Source organism: Carboxylicivirga agarovorans (assembly GCF_050589845.1).
In the GTDB taxonomy this organism is placed as follows: Bacteria; Bacteroidota; Bacteroidia; order Bacteroidales; family Marinilabiliaceae; genus Carboxylicivirga; species Carboxylicivirga agarovorans.
The window spans coordinates 142,397-165,215 of the sequence record NZ_JBNGPA010000007.1; the positions used below are offsets into that span (position 1 = coordinate 142,397).

Genomic DNA, 22,819 nt, shown 5'->3' on the forward strand with positions numbered 1-22,819 from the left:
GGCTTCCATTACTTCACTACAAGTTCTGTCTTAGCAGCTTTTAAGCCCGTGGCACTTGCTTCAATTTGAACACTGCCACTTTGACCCGGTAAACTTTTGATGACCAGCATACATAAGCCATTAAACGCTTTTCGATAATTGGCCTGAAAAGGTTCTGTGGAAGCTGCATTACCATTTCCTACTGCTGCAATAACCGCAGGTCCTTCGATCGTAAAATTCACCAGGTTATCTGCCAATGGACACACGTTACCATCAGCATCTTCAATGCATACCGTTAAAAAGGACAGATCATAGCCGTCAGAATGAATCACTTTTCTATCAGGACTCAGTTTTATTTGATTGGGCTGGCCTGCTGTTACAATAGTCTTCTCAGCTATTGCTTCTCCGTTTTTATAAGCGACCACCTTCAACTCACCGGGCTCATACCTGACGTTCCAGTTCAAGCGGTAAGGTGAATCCCATGTCGTCTCCGTTCTTTTCCACCATAAAAATTCAGCCGGTATTGTGGTTTTATCCTCACCCATTACTTTTTTACCTTGTGATTGACCGTTTAAGAACAGCTCTGCCTCATCACAATTGGTATAACAATAAACCGGTATCGTTTGATGGGTCGTACCCTCCCAATTCCAGTGCGGCAGAATATGTACCATTGGTTCTGTTGTCCAGATGCTCTGGTAATAATAGTAGCGATCTTTTGGGAAGCCACACAAGTCGACAATTCCAAAATAAGAACTGCGCGATGGCCAGTCACCTCCCCATTTGCCATGTGTTATGTTATCCTTGCCGTTATAAGGAGTTGGTTCTCCCAGGTAATCAAAACCAGTCCAGACAAATTCTCCCAGGGAATGCGGCATTGTTTCCTGTGCATAGGTTTCGAAATCTGGCGGATAGGCCCATGGCGGACTGACGATATCATAACTTGTCACCTGCAGAGATTCATGTTTCTCATAGTTCACATTTGGCAAATGATATACTCCCCTTGAACTAACAACCGATGACGTTTCAGCTCCATAGACCATATAATCAGGATTTAATCTAATTGCATTATCATATTGGGTAGGCTTATAGTTAAAACCTACTAAATCAACGGCGTCGGCCAAACCATTTTTCATACACTGCGGATAATGGTTAAATCCTGCTGTTACAGGCCTGGTCGGATCTTCGTCATGACATATATCCACAAGGTATTTCGCCATCTTTCCGCCATTCTTTTTGCGCTGCTCTTTAATCTCGTTACCAATGCTCCACATCACCACAGATGGGTGATTACGATCGCGTTTGATCATATCGCGCAAGTCTCTTTCGTGCCATTCATCCCAATATTTGCTGTATCCATTCTCCACCTTTGCCAGTTTCCACTCATCAAAAGCTTCCACCTGCACTAAAATCCCCATCTTATCACACAATTCCAATTGTTCAGGCGACGGCGGATTATGGGCTGTTCGAATGGCATTGACTCCTATTTCTTTCATTATTTCCAGTTGGCGCTCTGTGGCTCTGTAGTTAACCGCTGCACCCAGTGGACCTAAATCGTGATGCAGGCAAACACCTTTAAAATTAATGGGCTTATTATTAAGTAAGAAGCCCTTTTCTTTGGTATAATCGATTGTTCTGATACCAAAAGAACTTTCATAATTGTCGATATAAACACCATCTTTCTTCAGTTTAGTCAGCACTTTATACAGATAAGTATTGTCCAAATCCCATCGTTGTGGTTTCTTAACTGACAATTGCTGCTTAAGCACTGCCTGCTTGCCTTCACCGAACTCAATATCGTCTTTACCATAAGCTACTTTGTGTCCCAGGGTATCAATTACATATGTTTCAATGGAGAACTTACCTTTTATGAGCTGCTTGTTTTCAATGGTAGTTTCAATATTAACCAGGGCTTCATGCTCATCGACCTGAGGTGTTGTTATATAAGTACCCCAATGTGCAACATGTACAGGATTTTTTATTTCCAGCCATACATTCCTGTATATGCCTGCACCCGGGTACCATCGTGCGGATAACTCTTCCGGATTAACACGAACAGCCAGCACATTATCCTGTCCATACCGGATGTACGGTGTCAAATCAACTTCAAATCCCATATAACCAAAAGGTCGTTGACCCACTTTTTGTCCGTTCAGAAAGATTTCTGCGTTATTCATCACTCCATCGAACTCAACAGTAATGTGCTTCCCTGTGTGTGACACATCCATAAAGAAGTGCTTGCGGTACCAGGCCGTTCCATATACCGGTAATCCTCCTGTACGCGTATCGTGCTTTTTATCAAACGGTCCTTCAATGGCCCAATCATGAGGTAAACTCAGCTTCCGCCATTGTGCATCATTAAATTCACCCTGGTGCTCCTGGCCAGTTTCGTCTTTGCTAAACAACCAATCTTCATTGAACGATTCCCTCAGGCGATCCTGAGGAGGTGAGCACGAATGGAATATGGTGATCAGCAAACATATTATGAAAGTAGTTATATAAGGCATGTTTATTATCTTTTTACAACGATTTTAGTTAGGGAGTTTTGAGGTAAATGCAAGATCAAACGATCTTCTTCCACATTGACATCGGTTGTTGCCAGGTGATTCTCTGCTTCCGGTATATCTACAAAAGATGTTGCATTGACCGTTCCTATCTCATAGCCCTTTATTTTGATACCAGTCGGGAGCGATTCTCCCGAATTCTTTTTATTCAGCACATAAATGATCAATTGGTCATTGACATCATCCTGCATTGCAATGTCATAAACATCACTGATCATTGAACGGCATTCTACCTGTTCCGTTCCCATGGCATCGGCAAATAATTCGAACATGGTAACCGAAGGATTCTGACTATAGTCGTTTGTTGGGTCAAGCAAATATCGATTCACGGTATTTGTACCTTGTTCAACAAGTGGCCAGTAAGCACCCCAGAAGCAAGCCATATGCATACCTGCATCTATGTATTGCGAAAACATTTCTGATTGCATTAAAGCAGATTCGAATTTAGATGGATATGATGCTTCAGAAGCCGAAGGACCTATATTCCATTCATTACTTGCCAGCTTGATGTCAGGATATCCCAATGAGCTCATTAATGGTTTAAAGGCTTTTATTTCTTCAGCATAGGAACCGCCATTATACCATTTGTTTTTAGTACTCATAGGGCTGTTGTCTTTCCAGAGATTAAAACTCGATTCACCCCATTGCCAGTACCAGTGAACCTCTACAATATCGATATGAGAGCCGGCTGCTTCAATTAACGTAATCAACGCACTATTCTGACTTGTAATGTTGTGTTTCCAGTTCACAATTATTTCAATATCCGGATTTACCGCTTTCATGGCGGGCACATACAAATTGATCTGTTCGGCATATTCTGTGGCAGTCATCTTATAGTTGGCACCATCATGATAAGGTTCATTATCAAGGTACCAGTACCTGACAGCATAACCCTGCTCTTCACAGTATTTTACTAAAGCAACCGCTTCATCAATACCATCCTGCACACGGTTATATCTCATACCTGATCCCATATTGATTCCGAGCATTGGTTCTGCACCAATTGCCTGCACATTCATCATGTACTCATCCACATCCATATACTCGCGCGGATCTTTGTCATTGGCGGTATCGTAGTTTGGATTCCAGTTATCTTTCCATCCTTCTCCGTTTAAATTATTCCAATGATAACGGTTAACCAGGGCTCCGCCAGGATAACGGAGGATTCCCGTATTAAAACGCTTTAACATGCCTGGCATCATGCCTTGTCCATTTTGCCACATCTCATCCTTCTCAAATGAATAGATCGTTCCAAATCCCATTAGAAGTCGACTGACTGTTCCTTTGGGCGAATCGACATCCACCAGGATATCGTATACCGTTTCTGTTGATTCGGGTGGTAAATCTTCAGTATGATTACCTTCACTACAAGCCAAAATTGTTGATAAGAGGATTAATATGACACTAATGTAGCTAAAAGAATATTTTTTATAATAATTCATAATACCAATTCTGATGGTTATAAATACACCTTGAATAAGATGTGCAGCAAAAAAATCATGCCTCCGATTAGCAGGATGACAATCAAGGCCTCAATCCAATGTTTATTCACTATTGTCTTCTTCATTTCTTTCAATTCAGTAGAAACAAACATACAGACTTGCATTTATTTTGCTTTTCATATAAAGGTCTATTAATAACACATAGGCATCATGCATTATATGTGTTACATCTTGTCGCATTTGTGTTACTCAATTGCATTATGCGCTAATTATAAGCATTTTACAAAACACCCATCTCCTTGTCGTTAGTTAATTTTAAAGTATCGGATCGCTTATTACGATCAATATTAAAATTTAATTAGTTTAACTTAAATGAATCTTTATGAAACAATTTCAACTTTTACTCCTATCTCTTTTTCTTGCAGCAGGCACTGTTTCATCTGCCCAAACAACATGGTATGTAAATGGAGATACCGGAGACAATACCAATGACGGACAAAGCGAATCCTCGGCTTTTGCCACTATCTATCATGCCGTTGATCAGGCGGCGGATAATGATCTTATCAGAGTCGCCGCCGGTATCTATACGCACCCTAATATTTGGATTAATAAAAGCATTACCATTGAAGGTGTGGATAACGATGCCAGTGCTGTGATCATTCAGGCCCAGGCAAGCGAGCCGGATTACAGTGGCACGGGTGCAGAAGAAAATAAGCGTATAATAAGTCTTGGATCAACTGCCGATGTAACCATAAAATACATGACTCTCAGATATGGAAACACTACCACGGCAGGTGGAGCAATTGCCGTTTATGCAGGGCAGTCGATAACTATTGATCACTGTAACCTATTAAATTGCTATACCGGTGCAAATGGTGGAGCTATCATATCATGGGGAAGCATTAACATTAGCAACAGCTGCATTGCCAATAATGTATCTGGTGGTTTAAAAGGTGCTGCCATATTTGGGCAATCGTCAAATGAAAACCAACTCAATGATATCACGATCAGCAATTCTGTCATTTATAATAATTCCGTTACCGGTTCCAATAAGGATCAGGGAGGGACTATCTTTTCAGAAAATTCAGGAACGACAAAGGGTACTGTTACAATAAACAATTCTACACTGGCCTATAATAAGATTATCAATCCGGCCAATAATCCTATGGCGGTAGGTATTCGTTTTTTAAAAGGTAATTATTTAAACATCACTAACTCAATCCTGTTCAACTCTCTGGATAACGCTTATTCTTCCGGATTAGAGATAGGAGGAACTATTTCAGACGTATTTGATCCTGCTGTAAGGGGTACCAACCACCATAATATTATTGCCTTTGCCTATGCTAAGGGTATTGGTTCAGACTGCATTGCTTTAGAAAACGCCACCGAAGCAGCCATTAACTTTGGTACATTCGCAAAAGGTGCGAATGGCGTATACAATCTACCCTTGCTTGCCGGCAGTGTTGCCATTGACGCTGCTGACGCCACAACGGCTGTATCAACCGACATAAATGGCACGAGTCGCGGCAGCGCACCGGATATGGGTTCGTATGAATATACTACTGCTACAACTATTGAAAGCGAAGCGATGGAAGTATTGATAACTCCTAATCCCAATAACGGCGCGTTTAAAGTAAAGGTCGCCAATACGGATAAAGGTCAGCTTGAAGTGTATGCGTTAAGCGGACAAAAGCTTTATTCGAGCCAGTTGGTTGCCGGAACAAACAGCATCGTATTACCATCTGGTATTAAGGGAATTGTATTGCTTAAGCTTATTGCCAATGGACAAACCTGCACACGTAAGATGCTAATTAAATAATAGCCTGGAAAGTTTAAAAAAGAAAGTCCTGAATGTAACACATTCAGGACTTTCTTTTTGGCACCAATAGTTGTGCTTATTTATATTCTTTTGGTGATACACCATACATGGCTTTGAAGCTTTGTGTGAAATAGGAACGGTGCGAAAAACCAACCATATACATCACTTCGCTCACATTTAGCTGGCCTGCTTTCAGAAGCTGGGCCGCTCTTTTCAGTCTGATCGTACGAATGAATTCAGTAGCGGTTTGTCCGGTCAGCGCCTTGATCTTACGATAAAGGTTAGTGTGACTCATTCCCATCATTTCACTCATTGTTTTAACATTGAGTTCCGGGTTATCCATATCCTTCTCGAGCAAGTTCATCAGGTCAGCCAGGAATTTCTCATCCAGCGATGTTACCGTTACCTCTGAAGGCTCCAGATTTGTTTGCTTTTGATAGACCTTTTTAAGCCGTTCGCGTTGTTGCCATAGATTCTTGATACGCACCTGTAAATAGGCCATACTGAATGGTTTTTGAATATAGTCGTCTGCACCTGTTTCAATACCTTCTGTTTTACTTTCCAATCCGCCTTTTGCAGTTAACAAAATAAGGGGAATATGGCAGGTTCTCAGGTCATTTTTAACCTTGTCGCACAATTCAATGCCATTCATTTGCGGCATCATCCAGTCGGAAATAATAATGTCAGGCACCTCTTTTACAGCCAACTTATGACCCTGAATACCATTCTCGGCTGAAATCACCTTGTATTGCTCTTTCAAACCGGAAATGATGTATTCGCGCATATCGTTATCATCCTCAACCACCAGGACAAGCATTTTTCCACTTTCCGGCTCCAGATTAGCTTTAGCTATCTCTTCGGGGGCGTGCTGTTTAGCTTCTGCCTCTTCAGCTTCAATTGGCTCAATTTGTTCTTCGTACTTCTCAAATTTATTTCTGTCGAGAGGAATGGAAAAAGTAAAACAACTACCATTATCCGGTTCACTGTCAAGCTTGATCTGTCCGCCGTGCATGGTAACGTACTCTTTAACCAGTGACAGCCCGATCCCTGTACCTTGTTGATTACTGTAATTCGGTGAAGCCTGAGTATTGAATCGATCAAAAACATCAGATTGTGCATGCTTACTAATGCCACATCCATCATCTGTTATGGCTATCTGCACTTCATTCAGTTTACCGGCCAGCTTCCTGGCATCCTTGACCTCAATTCGGATAAACCCTCCATCAGGAGTAAATTTAAAGGCATTGGAAAGTAAATTGACCAATACTTTCTCCAGTTTCTCCATATCGAACCACATCATTAATGACGATTCACTGGTATTGTATTGTAGCAGCATATTGCGCCTTTCAGCTTCCTCTTTAAACTGACCAATAACACGATCGCAAAAACGAATGATATCATACTCCTGAACGGATAATTTCTCCCCGCCCCTTTCGATCTTACGAATATCAAGTATTTGGTTGACAAGCTTCTTAAGTCTGTCAGTATTTCGCTTAACCAGCATTAATGACGATTTAATCGGTTCATCAGGCTCCGATGCCAACAAGTCATCTACCGGGCTACTGATAAGTGTCAATGGTGTTTTCAGTTCATGTGAGATATTGGTAAAAAAACGTGTTTTTATTTCAATCAACTCTTCACTTTTCTGTCGCTGCATGGTCTGGAATCGAATATCACTGTTTGCTTTTTCCCTGGCTATAAGCAACCTCCTGGAAATGACAAACAAGACAACTAAAACAACAACATAGAATATTATCGCCCATAAAGACAAGTATAATGGAGGTTTGATCCTGATAGCTATTTCGCGCCAATCATCATTGAATAATCCATATTTATTGGATGCTTTTACTTTCAAGGTGTAATTACCCGGGCGCACCTGCGTATACGACACATAGGCCTGATTTGGTAAGGTTGCCCGCCATTCTTTATCATAGCCATCAAGCATAAACATATAACTGCAATCGTTACCATGGCTATATTGCAGGGAAGAAAAATCCAGACGAAATGTATTTTCACTGTATTTCAGTTCTATATTCTCCATTTCATTGATCCGACGATTGATCACATATCGATCATCGCGCATTCTGAAAGGTTTAATATCTTCGCTTAATATTGAGAAATTGGTCCAGTTGACCTTTGGGATGTTTGTATCAATTTTGATATCATGAATATTGAATGTCACAAACCCCTCTTTTCCATACAAGACAAGTCTTTCACCCTCAATAATTTCTACATTTAATATTGATCTAAGGCCTAAATCTGCATTGGGTATACGCAGTAATTCCCGACTTGACAAATCAAAGAAATAGAAGACATTATTTGAAACCAGGTATACTCCCGATCCCTCAACTGCTACAGATTGAATATCAAATGAGATCTCTTCAATCTTTTTGAATTTAACATCATCCGTGTTGGTATAAAACAAGCCGTGATACGTGGCGACCCATAGTGTATTACTTTTATCGATAAACAAATCACCTGCATACTGATTATTCGCATTAGGGATAACATTAAAACGTTCAACAACACCTCTTAATTCATCGATTTTATTAAGTCCCTTACTGGTTGATATCCATATATTATCTTTTTGATCTGCAATCACATCAGTTACCCTGTCCGAATTGATAGAGTTTCTGTTGTCAGACTCGTGACGGAAATTATGGAATTTCAGTTGCCCTTTCTCATCTTTTACCACCTTATGCAGACCTTTATCGTATGAACCGATCCATATTGCAGAACTACTTTGAGCAAGAACATGAATATAATTTGTTTTTAGCGCGTGATCATTATTAACATCGGCCTCATAACTTTTAAAGTCAGCGGTATGACTATCATAGGTATTTAAACCTCCGGGGGTCGATATCCAAAACATCCCATTATTGTCACAAAGTACATCGCTGATTTTATTGTGCAGTAGTTTGGGAGGCAGGTATTTTCGATATTCATTACGTTCTTTATCATATTGAATCAAACCTTCCCTTGTGGACAACCATACATCTCCATCCCTTGTGCCACATAAGCCCGTGACATTTAGTTCTCCTTCCAGAACTTTCGATGTCTCATAAAACTTATTGAGCAACACCTTACTGCTGCGCAGGTACATCTTATCAATTCCATTGTCGGTTGCCAGCCAAAGGTTTTTTTGCCGGTCGACAAATACCTGGTGAATGACGTTATTGGCAATTGAAAAGGTATTTCTGTAATCATGGAAATAATTATAAAACCGGTCTTCTTCGGTATCAAAAAGGTTGAGGCCCAGATCAGTACCCATCCACACATCAGCACCATCGATGCAGATTGACTTGATCACATCATTGCTAAGGGAGTTTTTACCTTTAACATGCCGGAAGTTTGAATACTCACCTGTTGCAGTATTAAAATTACATAAGCCCGTTTCGGTGCCAACCAATAAAATACTATCCGAATCCTGATAACGCGGTTGAATACTTAAGATCAGATTGTTCTTCTTTAAACTTGATGCAGGCTGTAACCTGTATTTTTTTACTTCTTTCTTCCTTCTGTCCAGGCAGTTTAATCCATCAAAGGTACCGATCCATATACGCTGATCTTTATCTTCATAAAAGCAACGTACCATATTATGACTTAAGCCACTACCCATTTCGGCCTGATGAAGATAGCGCTCCTTGTACCGTCCTTCATGGTCATATATAAAAAAGCCGACCGCCGTACCAATAAAGATTTCATCATTGGAACCAATATGGATGGTCCGACACTGAACCCCCCTCAGGTATTCATCATCAATTCGTTTAGAGGTTTCAGTGGTTTTATTATATATGGAAACCCCGTTTTCAGTACCAATCCATATTTGCTTCATCTGATCTTCAGCCAGGGCATTTATGGAGCCAAATGACCCGGGTATTCCATCGGAAACCAGATCAACCCGCCTAAGGTAATAGGCATCATACATGGCCAGTCCGTTGGAAGTACCAAACCACATAAAACCTTCTGAATCTTCAATCAGGCATTTTACAGTAGAATTAATGCCAGGTGGTAAAGCCAGGTGCTCGAAGCGAACATTTTCATTGGCTTTAGATATAAACCCTATAAGTAATAAGCCTATACTTACTATGTAAAAACACTTTTTCCCTTTGCTCATAATTCAAAAATACCATTTTTAAAAGATAATTGAACTTAAAAAGTCAGGTAGGTGGCTATTGCTTCATCTTAACGGTAGATCACTACTTTTTTACTGATATATTTACCTTTTTCTTCGATACTTAAAAGATAGATACCATTGCGTACATCAGGATTAACAGTCATCTTCAATTGGTTCAAGCCAGGGTTGAGATTCATTTCTTTTTGCTGTAACAAGGTTCCTTTCATATCAGACAAAACAAGCGATACCTGTCCTTGTTTTACACCATGTACAGATACCATCACCTGGTCTTTTACGGGATTGGGATAGATAGTCATCGACTCTTCAAGAACTAACTCAAGATCATGTATGCCCACATAGGAATTGTTGCGGTTGTCGGCACCTATATTAGGAACTGAATCTGATACGCCAACCGGATTACCATACATATCTACATTTGGGGTGATGGCTATGTCCTTGAATATTCCCTTTCCAGCCATTGGAAATACAGGTTCAGGGAATTGTTTGCCTGCATTCATAGCGGGACTATCATCTGCAATTTGGTAATCAGCACTTGTTAAACCTCCTTCATTGACATATAAGGGATTACCACTTACCGGACTGCTATCATAATTCTTAAAAGTACTTGCAATGTTACCGTAATACAGGTTATTTGACATGTGTAACTGGCTGCCGGCCTCAATTTCCATTGTCACCTCCTGTCCAATAGATGCAGCTCCTGTAGCCTGGAAAATATTGTTATAAACGAATATGTTTTTTCCAACAAAGGATATATCAGGTGTGATGGCAGCATCCACATATACTGAGTTGTTATAGATGTAACTGCTATCGGATAAAATATCACGGTCTTTACCAGCATAAGCGGATACCCAAAGCGTATTACCTTTAAAATCGCGAAAACCATCATTCACACTCACATTAAAGCGGTAAGTTGAATTCACATTATCGCCAAGTATCTCCACAAAACCTCCTTCACTATCCTCGCTATAATTATATTGCATGATAATGTTGCGATTACCAAAATCGATGTGCTGACTGTATGAATCGGCATAGCCGCGCACACTGTAACATTTGTTGTATTGTGAGATACCGTTACGGCTGCTGAAAAACCAAACACTACTACCCCGGTTGGCCATTCGCGGATCAGCATCTGATCCTGGTTCATCAAAAATATTATGCTCTATCAGACAGTTATAGGTCTTTGTAGGTAATATACAGGTACCTCCGGTTTGATAAAAGTGGTTGTTTCGAAATACGAGATTCATATTTCGGTTAATAGAATCATTGCCTACTCCCTCTTCTCCCCCGGCATGACCTGTTTTTATACCCAGGCGTGTGGTTCGGGCAATGTAGCAGTTTTCGACCAATACATCCTGAATATTCCGTTCCTTTCCTACTTCTGTATTTTTGGATGTATAAAAGTTTATAGCCGATACTTTGATGGCATTAAAATCTTGATTTTCTGTTGTTGGAGCAAAAATATCACGCACGGTTAAATCGTGAAAATGATAGTTACGGAGGGTATCTGGTCCTGTATTCTGCACATCAATACCATACGCCAGGTTATCAGAAACGCCGGCACGGGAAGTCATACGGTCATTGGTTATTTCCAGGAATGCCAGCTCAATGTTATCCTGATTGGTAATGGCAACAGTTGTTAAATGAGCGCCTCCTTCTGCTTTGGCACCATCCAGTACGGGCAAGTCACCTTCTCCATATTTACCAAAATACAAGGGTAGTTCGCTTGTTCCTGAGCGTTTGATGTTCAACTGACCAATAAATGTATCTCCGCATTTAAACAAGACTGAATCACCCGGGTTCAGTAATTGCTCACTGGCCCTGCTCAGGCTTGCCCAGGGATCTTCAGGCGAAGTACCGGCATTCGTATCGTTACCATCCGAACTACTGACATAATACTTTTGTGGCTTTGATTCACCAGATTCGTCATAGATAACCAGTTGATCAACCAAGGGCGACCCTAAGCCTTCCTCAGGCCTGAGTATAATGGAATTGACACCCTGTGACAAATCCACATCAAAGGACGTTTCTATGGCACTGCCCTGATAACACCATACACCCTCAGGAAAGGACCTGCTTCCCAATGAAAGGCCATTCACTTCTATGACCAGATTAACGACATTGGCATTAAAATGGAAAATGGATAACTTATAGCTTCCTGCCTCACTTACCTCAATATTATTAAAGCTAAGTGTATTGTTTGCCTTATTGGCGAACTTAACAAATAAACCGCCGGAAGCATTGGCACAGCCTTCGACAATTTCAGTTGCTCCACCTATCGTTCCATTTTCCGCCTGTGATTGCCACACAACAGATTGTCCGGTTAACATGTTACAGGCAAGCAGCAGCACAGCCATAAAAAATACTCGAATCATACCTTATCGTTTTAGGTCTCTAAAATAGATACCCTGCCACAATAACAATAACGTAAATTCGTCAGTAAATAGCGTAAACCCGATTTATCCATGTTTGGTCACAGACCTGAACAAAGACGGAATACGCTGTTTATATGCGTGTTATCCATTCTAAGGCAGCATCACATTTATGCTGGCACGGATTCGATGCAGTCCTTCTTTATTAGCTAATTTACATGCATAAAAAAGGCAGCTTAGATGCCTAAACTGCCTGTTCTGAATCATATCTCCAGTAACTACCCGCCAATACTAATATTGATCTGTTTACTTGTCATTTTTCCGGACTTATCCTTTAAATCAAGTGTAAGTACGTAGCTACCTCCCTTACAATCAGCAGGTATTGCTTCTCCATACAAGGAATACTCCTTTAGTTCATCCGTTTTACCCGATAAAGTAATTACTTCGGGACTGTTAACCGGTTCCCATGGATCATCAATGCCAGTTGCGGCTTTATTTTGATTAAAACGTATGGCTACTGTTAAACTTTCAAGCTCCATGTCATCAGTAAAAACACCAGATAACTGTAACTCTCTTCCTTTTGAAACAGTTGCTCCTTCTGTTGGTATAGAAACTGTCATTTCAGGTTTTTGGGTATCTTCCGGTTCAGGGGTTTCTCCACCCCCACTGCCGCTGCATCCGTATGTTAACACCATTGCCATTAAAAGCACGATCACTTCTAAATTTTTTTTCATAATAAAAAGCTATATAATTTAATTACCACCTTAATCTATCCACCATTCGTCTCCTCCCAGGGTTGGAAAAACACGATCTTTTAATTGCGCATTCCATTTTTGCCATTCATTGAGCAATTGCTCCGACAACTCTTCCTCTTCAGCTTTCACATTCGTTTGTTCGTTTAAGTCTGATGCTAAATTGTATAATTCAGGTTCATTTTGATCCTGATCATCGTTGGCTACCAGTTTATTCATGCCCTGACGAATAGCCATGGCATTCTGCTCCCACTTACGCCAGAATAGATAATCATGTGGCTCCTCATCATTAAGTTCTGTCAGAAACGGTATTAGATTGACACCGTCCAATGGACGTTCAGCGCTTATTTCGATCGTATTTTGCGCCACGATGGTTGCCATAATGTCCATTGAAGAAATGGCTTTTTCATAGGTCTGACCTGCAGGAATAACTTCAGGCCAGCGCATGGCGAAAGGTACACGTATACCGCCTTCAAACAAATCGCCTTTCAAGCCCCGTAAAGGCCCATTGTCTGAAGCATTATTATGTGCGCCACCATTATCGGATAAGAAGACGACAATGGTATTTTCATTGATGCCCCCATCGTGCAAAGCTTTCAGAACACGTCCTACGCCATCGTCTACAGCACTAACCATGGCTGCGTATGTTTTACGCTTTTTATCTTCAATATCAGGAAAGCGCGATAAATACTTTTCTGTTGCCTGCATGGGAGTATGCGGTGCATTGTAGGCCAGGTAAAGCATGAAATGCTCATCGGCAGCAACCTTTTGATTGATAAAGTTAACGGCTGCATCACTCAATTCATCCGTCAGGTAATCATCAGTTTCTACTGTTTTTCTGTTCTCAATGATCTTGGTACGGTACCACTCCCACTTTTTTGTTACCTCTGACAGGTCTTTTAAATAAAGCTGATCATGAAAATAGTTGTGACCTCCTGAAAGAAAACCATAGAAATAATCAAAGCCTCTTTCCAATGGGTGAAAATGAGGGTGCGTGCCCATGTGCCACTTACCCACGATGGCACTTTTATAGTTGGCTTTTCGCAAGACCTGAGCCATCGTCTCCTCTTCCACCGGCAAACCCGATACAGGGTTCTCAGGATCAATACTCGGGTTGGTAGTAAAACCAAAACGATCCTGGTAACGACCAGTCAAAAAACCAGCCCGACTGGGACCACACACCGGGAACGTAACATACCCCTGGGTAAATCGTACCCCCTGATCGGCGATCTTATCAATATGAGGTGTAGGAATATCTGTACATCCATTAAATCCAACATCTGCATAGCCCATGTCATCTGTCATGATGACGACCAGGTTAGGTTGCTTTTGAGTAACTGTATTTGATGATTTCTTGCAGGAAAAAAGCACAAGAGGCACCAATAGTAGTAAAAAGTGTTTTAGCATGTTCGTTTAGTTTAATACGATTTTTTCAATATTGTCTTTATCTATTACCAGGTAATAAACCCCTTTAGCATGACCGTTAAGGTTTAACACCGAACCGGAAGTGTTTTTAATCATCCTGCCCAGTGAATCATATACCTTATAAAACGGCTCAATACCATCACCATCAATATAAAAGACCCCATACGATGGATTGGGATAAACCTTAAAATAAGATGCCTTTAACTCGTCCAGCGCAGTATCCTTTTTTATATCTACCTGTATACTGGCATTAGCTTCCGGATGCTTATAAATACTGGCTTTAATTGTAACAGGTCCATAATTAATTGGAATTAACAAGCCTGTTGTCTGATTGATGATGGCCTTGCTTTCATCATCAACACTCCATAATACGGGAATCTCTATATCCGGATCAAGGCTGGCTGATAACTGGTAAGGAACATCGACTAACAGTTCCTCATCAATGTTATTAATTGTAATAAGCGGATTGACCTCATCATCCCAAATATGCACCTCCGTTGTACAATTAACCGACGGATAGTTATCCATACTGCCCACCAATTGAACTGTTCCTGCAGATAAGGCCGTCAATAGTCCATTTGCATCTATACTTGCTGAACCTGTTCCGTTAATAAGCGACCATGAATACGATTCACGCGATGGTATAGCTATTGCTTCAAACTGGTAATCATTACCAGCGATCAATTCATATTCGTTAAATCCACTGGCCTCTATTTTTAGTTCCCCCTCATAAAAAGCAAAACTATCAACTGCCAGCGGTTTATTCTGTGCCGAGCTAATAAACAAGTTCATAGCCACGCCTTTGGCCCAGGAGTCTTTGTCAGGCTTTAATGGCACCGAAAAAGTTTGCCAGTCAACACATTGATGTCCGTTTATGGTATTGGGAACACTGGCTTCCCACGATCCTGCGTTAACACTTGTTTCTGTTCGAGTAGATGCCTCAAAAAAGTAAACCTTACCTGGTGTCAGGTTTTTAACGTTTCTACGCATGCTTATCACACTTCCGTTCACCGAAACATTTAGGGCAAACTGGTTTTCATCTTCAAGAGTCAGAGTGGTTGTGGTGGCTTCTCCATTTTTTTGCTTATAGCCCTTACTTAGCAAGTCGTCCCCCTCATCATAAGCTTCAAAATCATCAAAAAAGAGATAAGGTATCGTACTTGTTTTTTCGAAACTTATTTCCGGAACCAAAGCTTTAAGCTGCTCACGCAGCTTCTGAGCTATCAATGCATAGTTATCATCAAATATGAGATTGGTCCACTCATTTTTATCCTTTGACAGATCATATAACTCCTCGTCGCCCGATGGATAAAGGATGTAACGATAATTTTCGGAACGCACTGCAAAGTTTTGTTTACCAATCTCTTTACTGGCCGGATTAACAACTGATTCCAGGGCCACATCGGGTCCTGACCAGCCATTGGTGTTGGGTTCTTGTAAAAACGCTCTTAGACTATGACCATCCAGCTCAGCCCCCTGGGCATTCTTTTTAGTCTCTCCCGACCATTGACATACATCTTTGAAAGTGGGATAAATATCAATTAATCCAACCGGATGTTTCACCTCAGCACCGGCTGATTCATCAAAACCAGGGGCCTTGACAATAAATGGAATTCGTGTACTCTCTTCCCATAAGGTATTTTTAGCCAGGCGAAACTTTTCGCCCATGTGAAAACCATTGTCACCACATAAAATAATGGTCGTGTTATTGGCAAAGGAACTGTTCTTAACGGCATTATGAATCACCCCTACTAAACTATCAGCGAAAGTGATGCATGCGAGTTTACTTTGCACATATCGTCTTAATCCCTCTTCCGCAGTTGCGTATGACACCAGCAATGAGTCATAATCATTAAATCCTGATGCACTAAAATGCTCTCCATACGTATCTCTTAAATCATCTTTTAATATCTCCGGTATCATCACCTGATCCAATGGATACATATCAAAAAATCGTTGCGGTACCACATGCGGCGTATGTGGTTTGACTCCGCCATAGGCAATAAAAAAAGGTTTATCAGTACCTTGCGCCTTTAGACTTTCATGCTCGTCAATCCATTGTTTCACAAAATCAGCACTCTTCTCATCGCACATCTTATCACGGTTGTCTGCCGACACATAAGTAAAGGCTGAATTGGCATTGGTTGTATTACGCCATCCCCCGGGAGGCACATCTGAAAGAGGTGCAAAAGACCCGTTTAATAAGCCCACATTACGAAAAGGCTCCGGTACCGACGGATGACCCGTTGCATTGGTTCCATCCCAGGCATATGGTCCCTGGTCCTGCTTTTCCCCTTTTACTTTTGATGGATCATCAGCACTTCTGTGGAATATTTTACCTGTACTGTAGGTTTCATAGCCGTTATCGGCAGCATATTCCATAATAAATTTTGAATTGCTCAGCACCTCATTTTTAGCAATATGATCAAAACCAAAATTACCGCTTGTTGATGGATATAAACCGGATAGAAAACTTGCCCTGGACGGCGCACAGATCGGTGCGTTGGAATGTGCATTAGAAAAGAATACACCCTCACTTGCCAGTTGATCAATATGAGGTGTTATGGCTTGAGGATGCCCCCCCATTACACCAATATAATCGTTCATATCATCCAGAACAATTAACAAAGCATTCATCTTATCCTGCGCCTGAATGCCCAGGCCAGAAATGACAAATACAAGTAAAAATATGCATCTTAACATCTTAACTTACATTTAATTCCTAAGCAATAATTGTTTTGTTTGCACCTTATTTTCCGACTGAACATTGATAAAGTACACCCCTCTGCATAAGCCTTCTGCATTCAATTCATACCGATTGATTCCTTCCAGCACATCCACTTTAAGCAATTTGCCGGTAGCACTATAAACACGCAAATAACCTTTTGGCACATCTGCTTTAAATATGATCGTTGCCTGTCTGTTCACGGTTGGATTGGGGTAAACAGAGAATAAATCAGCCGGCACCAGTTTATCACCGAAAATACCGGTATCTTCCTGGTAGTCTTTTACATTTATTTCACAACCGGCAGAAATATCGGGACTGCCAATCACTTTGGCTGTAATAATTGCTTGTCCCTGGCTATGTGTCAAAACAATACCATGCTCATTAACGGTTGCCACAGAGGTATTGCTAGTGCTCCATTCAATGGCGTAAGCAGTATTATCATTTGAACTCACACTGGCACTTAAAGTAGCCGGCTTTCCTGTGGTAAGTGTCAATATCTTATCAGACAGGGTAATTGTACCTGCTTCAGGGGGACTACCCACCTTAATCACGCATTGTTTGAACACCTGGCGCCGATCAGCAACCCTGGCCGTGATTATTGCATATCCTTGTTTAAGTGCTGTGATGGTTCCACTTTCATCCACCGATGCAACGGAACTATTATTACTGTTCCACTCTATCACATCGTTAAAAGCATCAGCGGGTAGAATTGAGGCTTCAAGCTGATGCGTATCATTGATATTGAGTTCAACATTGGTACCTGACAATGTAACGTCAGTTGCCCACACCAACTTATCGTGAACCAGTCCTAAAAAGCGTGGGTGAAGCAATTCTTCTTCCCACCCGGCTTGTATGGCCTGTAATTCATCCCTTTGCGGACGGAAATCTGCATTCCAATACAAATTCTTTCCATCAGCATCACTCTCACTTATGTTGGCATTCAGGTCATATAATTTCGGGTTCGGACTTTCAGCCTTGAACCGGATGTATTTCATATCACCGTATCGAACGGCATGACGATCCTGATCAAATTTCCGGATATGAATTGTTTCGTGTGGTCTATTCACATTCTCTCCTGTCAGGTAAGGAATCAGATTAACACCATCCAATGGTTTGTCAGGGTTTGTGGGTGAGCCTGATAAAGCTGAAAGAGTAGCAAAAATATCCAAAGAAGAAACAGGATAATCGTATACGCTACCGGCTGCCAGCTCATTTTTCCATTGCATGGCAAAAGGAACGCGGTAACCACCTTCAAACACATCGCTTTTACCTCCCCTTAAAATACCATTATCGGAGGCGTTTTTATTGTGAGGACCACCGTTATCGGACAGGAAGAAAATAATCGTATTATCTTCGATGTCTAACTCCTGTAATTTATCCAAAACACGTCCTACTCCCCTGTCAACAGCATGTACCATGGCTGCATATGTTTTTCTTTTGTGCCCAGTCTCATCGACCAGGTTGGGGAACAATGCTAAATCTTCAGCTTTAGCCTCCATAGGTGTATGAGGTGCGTTGTATGAAAGAAACAGAAAGAAAGGGTGATCTTTGTGACGATTGACGAACTCTACTGCTTCAGTGGAAAATTCATCTGTGATGTATTCATCGGTTTTCTCCGGTGTATGATTCCGCAATAACCAGGTTAGATAACTTTGTTCTTCATTTTTAGCATCGTAACTATTTTCAATGGTCAAAGATTCCGGGAAATACTTATGTCCTCCTCCCAGGTGTCCAAAAAACTCGTCGAATCCACGGTTAAGGGGATGGTTGGAAATATGAGCTCCCAAATGCCATTTCCCTATTATACCAGATTTATACCCCACTTGTGCAACTGACTCGGCAATGGTCATTTCATCGAGAGGCAGGCCCATGTGTGGGTCGTTCACCCTGTACAGCGGATTGCGCTCAAAGCCGAAACGTTGTTGGTATCGCCCTGTCATAAACCCTGCACGGCTTGGACCACATACTGAATAGGTCGTATATCCGCTGGTGAATTTAATACCATTATCCGCTATTCTGTCGATATTTGGTGTTGGTATTTCTGTGGAGCCATTGAAACCCACATCGGCATAGCCCAGATCATCAGCCATAATGACAATAACATTAGGTTTATCCTGTCCGTTCGCCACCAGGTAAAATACTGATAACACAATCACTATAAGACGCTTATTAACTGAACCCATTCTATTATTCATACTCATCAATTGAAAGTTTAAATGAAGCCAAAGGAGCTTAAGCACACAAAAAGCCTATTACCAAATATCAATCACTTATTACCATTTTTACTACCTGGAACTTATGTCCTTGCACGATATGCAGCATGTACACACCAGGAGACCAGGAACTCACCTGTACCTGCTGACACCTGCCTTTAAGCTCCAATTGTTTCAGTTTATTTCCAGAGCTGTTATATATGGCTATTTCCGCATCTTGTACGATGGCATCCTTTAATTCAATAGTTACAATATCACTGGATGGATTTGGATACACTTTAATCAAATCAGCTTCGACTTTTTTAATCCCCACATCTTTCTTTGGTAATTCACTCAATTGAATGGTTAAAAAACGAGCTGTCCCGGCAGGTATAGTGATGCTCAATTCATCTGTGACAGCTGATAAAGTACCGATGGCATTTGATGCTCCAAACTGATCGTAAACCAGACATTCACCATTGATGGACTTACCTGCTTTCAGCTTTACCGTTCTTTCAACAGGTGATAATTCATTATTGTCCATCAAAAAAGCAAAATAGGTATATGGATCATCCTTTTGCTGCGTGAACTGCCAGAAGCAATCACCATCCACATAAAAGTCGAGATTAAGGCGTTGAGAAAGGACTTCATTGCTTATGGTTTCCCTGGCCCCGGATAAGGATAAATTAGCCCATGTATCGCCATTGGTTTGATAAGCCACCTCACACCATGCCTGCTCCTCTAATTCAGACGCTTGCTTACCAGGTACAATGGTAACAAAACCTCCGGGCATGGATGGAAACATATTTTCCCAGCGACGTTTTGTTCCGTATAAATAAGAAGTCGCATCTGTATCCGGAATGTCGGTATAAGCATTCCAACAAGCCAGACGGTTAATCACATAGTTATCTGTCTCGGGCTTGTACAAGTAATGATCATGATTAATGCTTTGCTCAGTCAGGCGATTACTTCTGTTATAGATACCTACGGATACCGGAGAAACACCTTTTAGTTGATTAACATCCGGTGAATTTGGATAAATGCCTTTATCAACCAGCTTGAGAAAATTTAAAATTCCCTTCTGAAATACCTGTGTCCACTGCTGATCTTCACCATTAACATCGCCGCGTTCGTAAAGCGGATTGTTTAAGGCCGTTATTGATGTTGTGCGAAAAACCTTTGCTCCTAAACTATACTGTGACAACATTTGTCGCAAAACAATGTGCGCATTACGCATACCTCCCCATTCGGCCACACGGTTAGCAGTCAGGTTATCACCAATTACATTGCAGCCCCAGGTCTCCACATCTCCATTCATCCATAAACCAACTCTTTCAGCCAAACTCAGGTCAAGTTCGGTAACATTGGAATTTTCAACACCTGGCACCAGGATATCTTTGTATTTGGGGAAATAGCTATCGGACTGACTCTGCGATAAAGCGGTAAATGTTGCCCCTTTTGCACACATCATCACCATTGGAGGTGCCGCACCAATTTGTTCGGCCCGATCTAAGAGTGCATCCAGATGCGGTATGTAAGATTCAAAATCTTCATGCTCATTCAGCTCACGGGTGCGTGCCATCATATAGCATTCGCCATTGACAACGGAAGCCTCATAACAATCTGCTAAATCCTCAGGGGTGATAAAGATATGAGGTCCATGCCCTATCTTCAGGCAGAAATAAGCTCCCTTTTGAGCCAATGCCGCACAAAAATTCTTGACACCTTCAGCGGTAATACTTTCCTTGTCACACTCATTTGACATGCCATAAATACAGGAATTGACACTGGCTGCCAGACGTATTTTTGAGGAACGATAATTCTCCTGTCCACCAATTTTATCGTACCATGCCTGTTGTGCATCATACACTTTTTGAGCCTGTACAGCGCTGTTCTCCGGTGTCATCTCCCACCATAAGCCACTGGCGAAGTAGTCGAGGTACCATATAGGTTGTTCACCACCGGCCAGTTTACCAGCAAACTGGTCGATATCATCCGTTAAAATATCCAGGTTATTTTCAATTTCGGCAAATCGGCCACTGCAGCAGATTTCTCTTGCATCGGTTTTCCAATTCGCTTGGGTCAAATCAACAATGTAAAAATGATCATCGCCATTGATGGGGCCAGACAATACTATTTTATCAGCACCTCCATTTCTATCCTCCAGGCAAGCACCATCACTAAAATGATACATGCTATGCGCCCAGGTATAACCTGAAATGGCTAATGTTTTTGTTGAAGGATCATATTGCGAGAGGAACAAGTCGTCGCCATAAATAGTGAACAACTCAGCTTGTCTATCACCATCAAAATCACCGGGTACTCCATGCTGCATCAGGTATTTACCGGTTGATGTTAAATCTTCCTTATCTGACTTTTCGAAACCATGATTGTTAATCAGATAGTTTTTGGCATAGCTCTTATACTTGCTTAATGGCATTTTTTCCGAATCAGTAAGCATGGTCGAAAACACTTTAGTTCGCGGGCCATCCTCAGGGTGAAAAATACCCCAATGAGCTGCCAGCTCCGGACTTCCATCGCCATCCATATCATACACACGTGCCAGTTGCTTATCGGTAAAACCCAAACCAGCCACCACATTATCACTCACTTCATCCGTATCTCCATTCCAATAACCTGGACGAGTATAGGTTGATAAGTCGATAATATCAATGAAGTTATTGCCTTCAAAGCTTTTGCGATTGACAAAAGCAATCACTTCATCTGTCCCGTTGCTATCGAAATCACCCGCAGCCACATGACGTACTAATCCGGATACACCTCCGGCTTTACCGGTCTCAGGGCGATAGCTTTTAAGGAAAATACCTGCATTGTTAAGAACATAAACCATTCCATCAACACCAGAAGTAATGATTACCGTTTGTCCACCCGCTCCTATGGCTACAGTGGCTGAATACAAGGCTCCACTACTTACTTCCTTATCAAATATCAATTCTCCGTCGGAGGAGAGTACTCTTAAATGACCATCTGTACCAGGTAATAAGATCTCATCACCTGTACTATCATCCGTAACATTCCCCGCAATAACTCTTAAGCCCATGGATGGCAAAGCTGTATATTCCCAAAGTCTATTATCTGCTGATGGATCAGTAATTAAATCAGGACGTTGAAAAGCAATCACATTTCCTTCAACGGTCATGGCAAGCACATAATCTTTTGCACCAACGCCATCCAAATCAGCTGTAGCAATATGAATTAAATTATCACCCTGTGTATTGTAAGGCATGAAAGCACTTTGGCCACTCAACTTAATACAGTTCAGTGTAAGGACAGTTAAAGCCAATAAAAAGAGTAATCGTTTCATATGTTTAAATTTATTTTCAAAGGCCATATGGAACTCCCAAATAAATCCAATCATTCTCCTGTGTGAAAATTTAATAAATGAATTTACAT

The 22,819-nt window shown here is 41.3% G+C and carries 10 protein-coding genes; 1 reads left to right on the plus strand and 9 read right to left on the minus strand.

Annotated elements, in window-relative coordinates; genetic code table 11:
- Nucleotides 1-8: 8 nt before the first annotated feature.
- Both galB and ACRD69_RS09995 read right to left on the minus strand, forming a co-directional pair.
- Nucleotides 9-2,483 carry a beta-galactosidase GalB gene (galB, locus tag ACRD69_RS09990; protein ID WP_430814935.1) on the minus strand — a complete coding sequence of 825 codons (2,475 nt, stop codon included), beginning with the start codon at nt 2,481-2,483 and terminating at the stop codon, nt 9-11.
- A gap of 5 nt (nt 2,484-2,488) precedes the next feature.
- Nucleotides 2,489-3,982 carry a hypothetical protein gene (locus ACRD69_RS09995; protein ID WP_430814936.1) on the minus strand — a complete coding sequence of 498 codons (1,494 nt, stop codon included), beginning with the start codon at nt 3,980-3,982 and terminating at the stop codon, nt 2,489-2,491.
- A gap of 382 nt (nt 3,983-4,364) precedes the next feature.
- Between ACRD69_RS09995 and ACRD69_RS10000 the strand changes: the two genes are divergently transcribed.
- Nucleotides 4,365-5,801, plus strand: a complete 1,437-nt coding sequence (locus tag ACRD69_RS10000) for a choice-of-anchor Q domain-containing protein (RefSeq protein WP_430814937.1) — start codon at nt 4,365-4,367, stop codon at nt 5,799-5,801.
- A gap of 76 nt (nt 5,802-5,877) precedes the next feature.
- Here ACRD69_RS10000 and ACRD69_RS10005 read toward each other — a convergent pair whose 3' ends face one another.
- From ACRD69_RS10005 to ACRD69_RS10035, 7 genes are all read right to left on the minus strand, one after another.
- Nucleotides 5,878-9,918, minus strand: coding sequence for a hybrid sensor histidine kinase/response regulator (locus tag ACRD69_RS10005; protein ID WP_430814938.1), 4,041 nt, complete (start codon nt 9,916-9,918; stop codon nt 5,878-5,880).
- A 68-nt stretch (nt 9,919-9,986) separates the two neighbouring features.
- Nucleotides 9,987-12,311: a T9SS type A sorting domain-containing protein gene (locus tag ACRD69_RS10010; protein WP_430814939.1), complete on the minus strand. Its 2,325-nt coding sequence runs from the start codon at nt 12,309-12,311 to the stop codon at nt 9,987-9,989.
- A gap of 275 nt (nt 12,312-12,586) precedes the next feature.
- Nucleotides 12,587-13,042: a DUF4625 domain-containing protein gene (locus ACRD69_RS10015; RefSeq protein WP_430814940.1), complete on the minus strand. Its 456-nt coding sequence runs from the start codon at nt 13,040-13,042 to the stop codon at nt 12,587-12,589.
- 30 nt (nt 13,043-13,072) lie between these two features.
- A complete protein-coding gene (locus ACRD69_RS10020) occupies nt 13,073-14,467 on the minus strand; it encodes a sulfatase-like hydrolase/transferase (protein ID WP_430814941.1) in 1,395 nt (464 codons plus the stop codon).
- Nucleotides 14,468-14,473: 6 nt separating this feature from the next.
- Complete coding sequence (locus ACRD69_RS10025) at nt 14,474-17,188, minus strand: sulfatase-like hydrolase/transferase (RefSeq protein WP_430814942.1); 2,715 nt, start codon at nt 17,186-17,188, stop codon at nt 14,474-14,476.
- 12 nt (nt 17,189-17,200) lie between these two features.
- On the minus strand, nt 17,201-19,414 hold the full coding sequence (locus tag ACRD69_RS10030; RefSeq protein ID WP_430814943.1) for a sulfatase-like hydrolase/transferase: 2,214 nt from the start codon (nt 19,412-19,414) through the stop codon (nt 17,201-17,203).
- 61 nt (nt 19,415-19,475) lie between these two features.
- Complete coding sequence (locus ACRD69_RS10035; RefSeq protein WP_430814944.1) at nt 19,476-22,730, minus strand: T9SS type A sorting domain-containing protein; 3,255 nt, start codon at nt 22,728-22,730, stop codon at nt 19,476-19,478.
- Nucleotides 22,731-22,819: the final 89 nt, after the last annotated feature.

Coding starts and splice junctions, on each gene's coding strand:
- galB (WP_430814935.1), bottom strand. CDS start 2,483: ATGCCTTATATAACTACTTTCATAATATGTTTGCTGATCACCATATTC.
- ACRD69_RS09995 (WP_430814936.1), bottom strand. CDS start 3,982: ATGAATTATTATAAAAAATATTCTTTTAGCTACATTAGTGTCATATTA.
- ACRD69_RS10000 (WP_430814937.1), top strand. CDS start 4,365: ATGAAACAATTTCAACTTTTACTCCTATCTCTTTTTCTTGCAGCAGGC.
- ACRD69_RS10005 (WP_430814938.1), bottom strand. CDS start 9,918: ATGAGCAAAGGGAAAAAGTGTTTTTACATAGTAAGTATAGGCTTATTA.
- ACRD69_RS10010 (WP_430814939.1), bottom strand. CDS start 12,311: ATGATTCGAGTATTTTTTATGGCTGTGCTGCTGCTTGCCTGTAACATG.
- ACRD69_RS10015 (WP_430814940.1), bottom strand. CDS start 13,042: ATGAAAAAAAATTTAGAAGTGATCGTGCTTTTAATGGCAATGGTGTTA.
- ACRD69_RS10020 (WP_430814941.1), bottom strand. CDS start 14,467: ATGCTAAAACACTTTTTACTACTATTGGTGCCTCTTGTGCTTTTTTCC.
- ACRD69_RS10025 (WP_430814942.1), bottom strand. CDS start 17,188: ATGTTAAGATGCATATTTTTACTTGTATTTGTCATTTCTGGCCTGGGC.
- ACRD69_RS10030 (WP_430814943.1), bottom strand. CDS start 19,414: ATGAGTATGAATAATAGAATGGGTTCAGTTAATAAGCGTCTTATAGTG.
- ACRD69_RS10035 (WP_430814944.1), bottom strand. CDS start 22,730: ATGAAACGATTACTCTTTTTATTGGCTTTAACTGTCCTTACACTGAAC.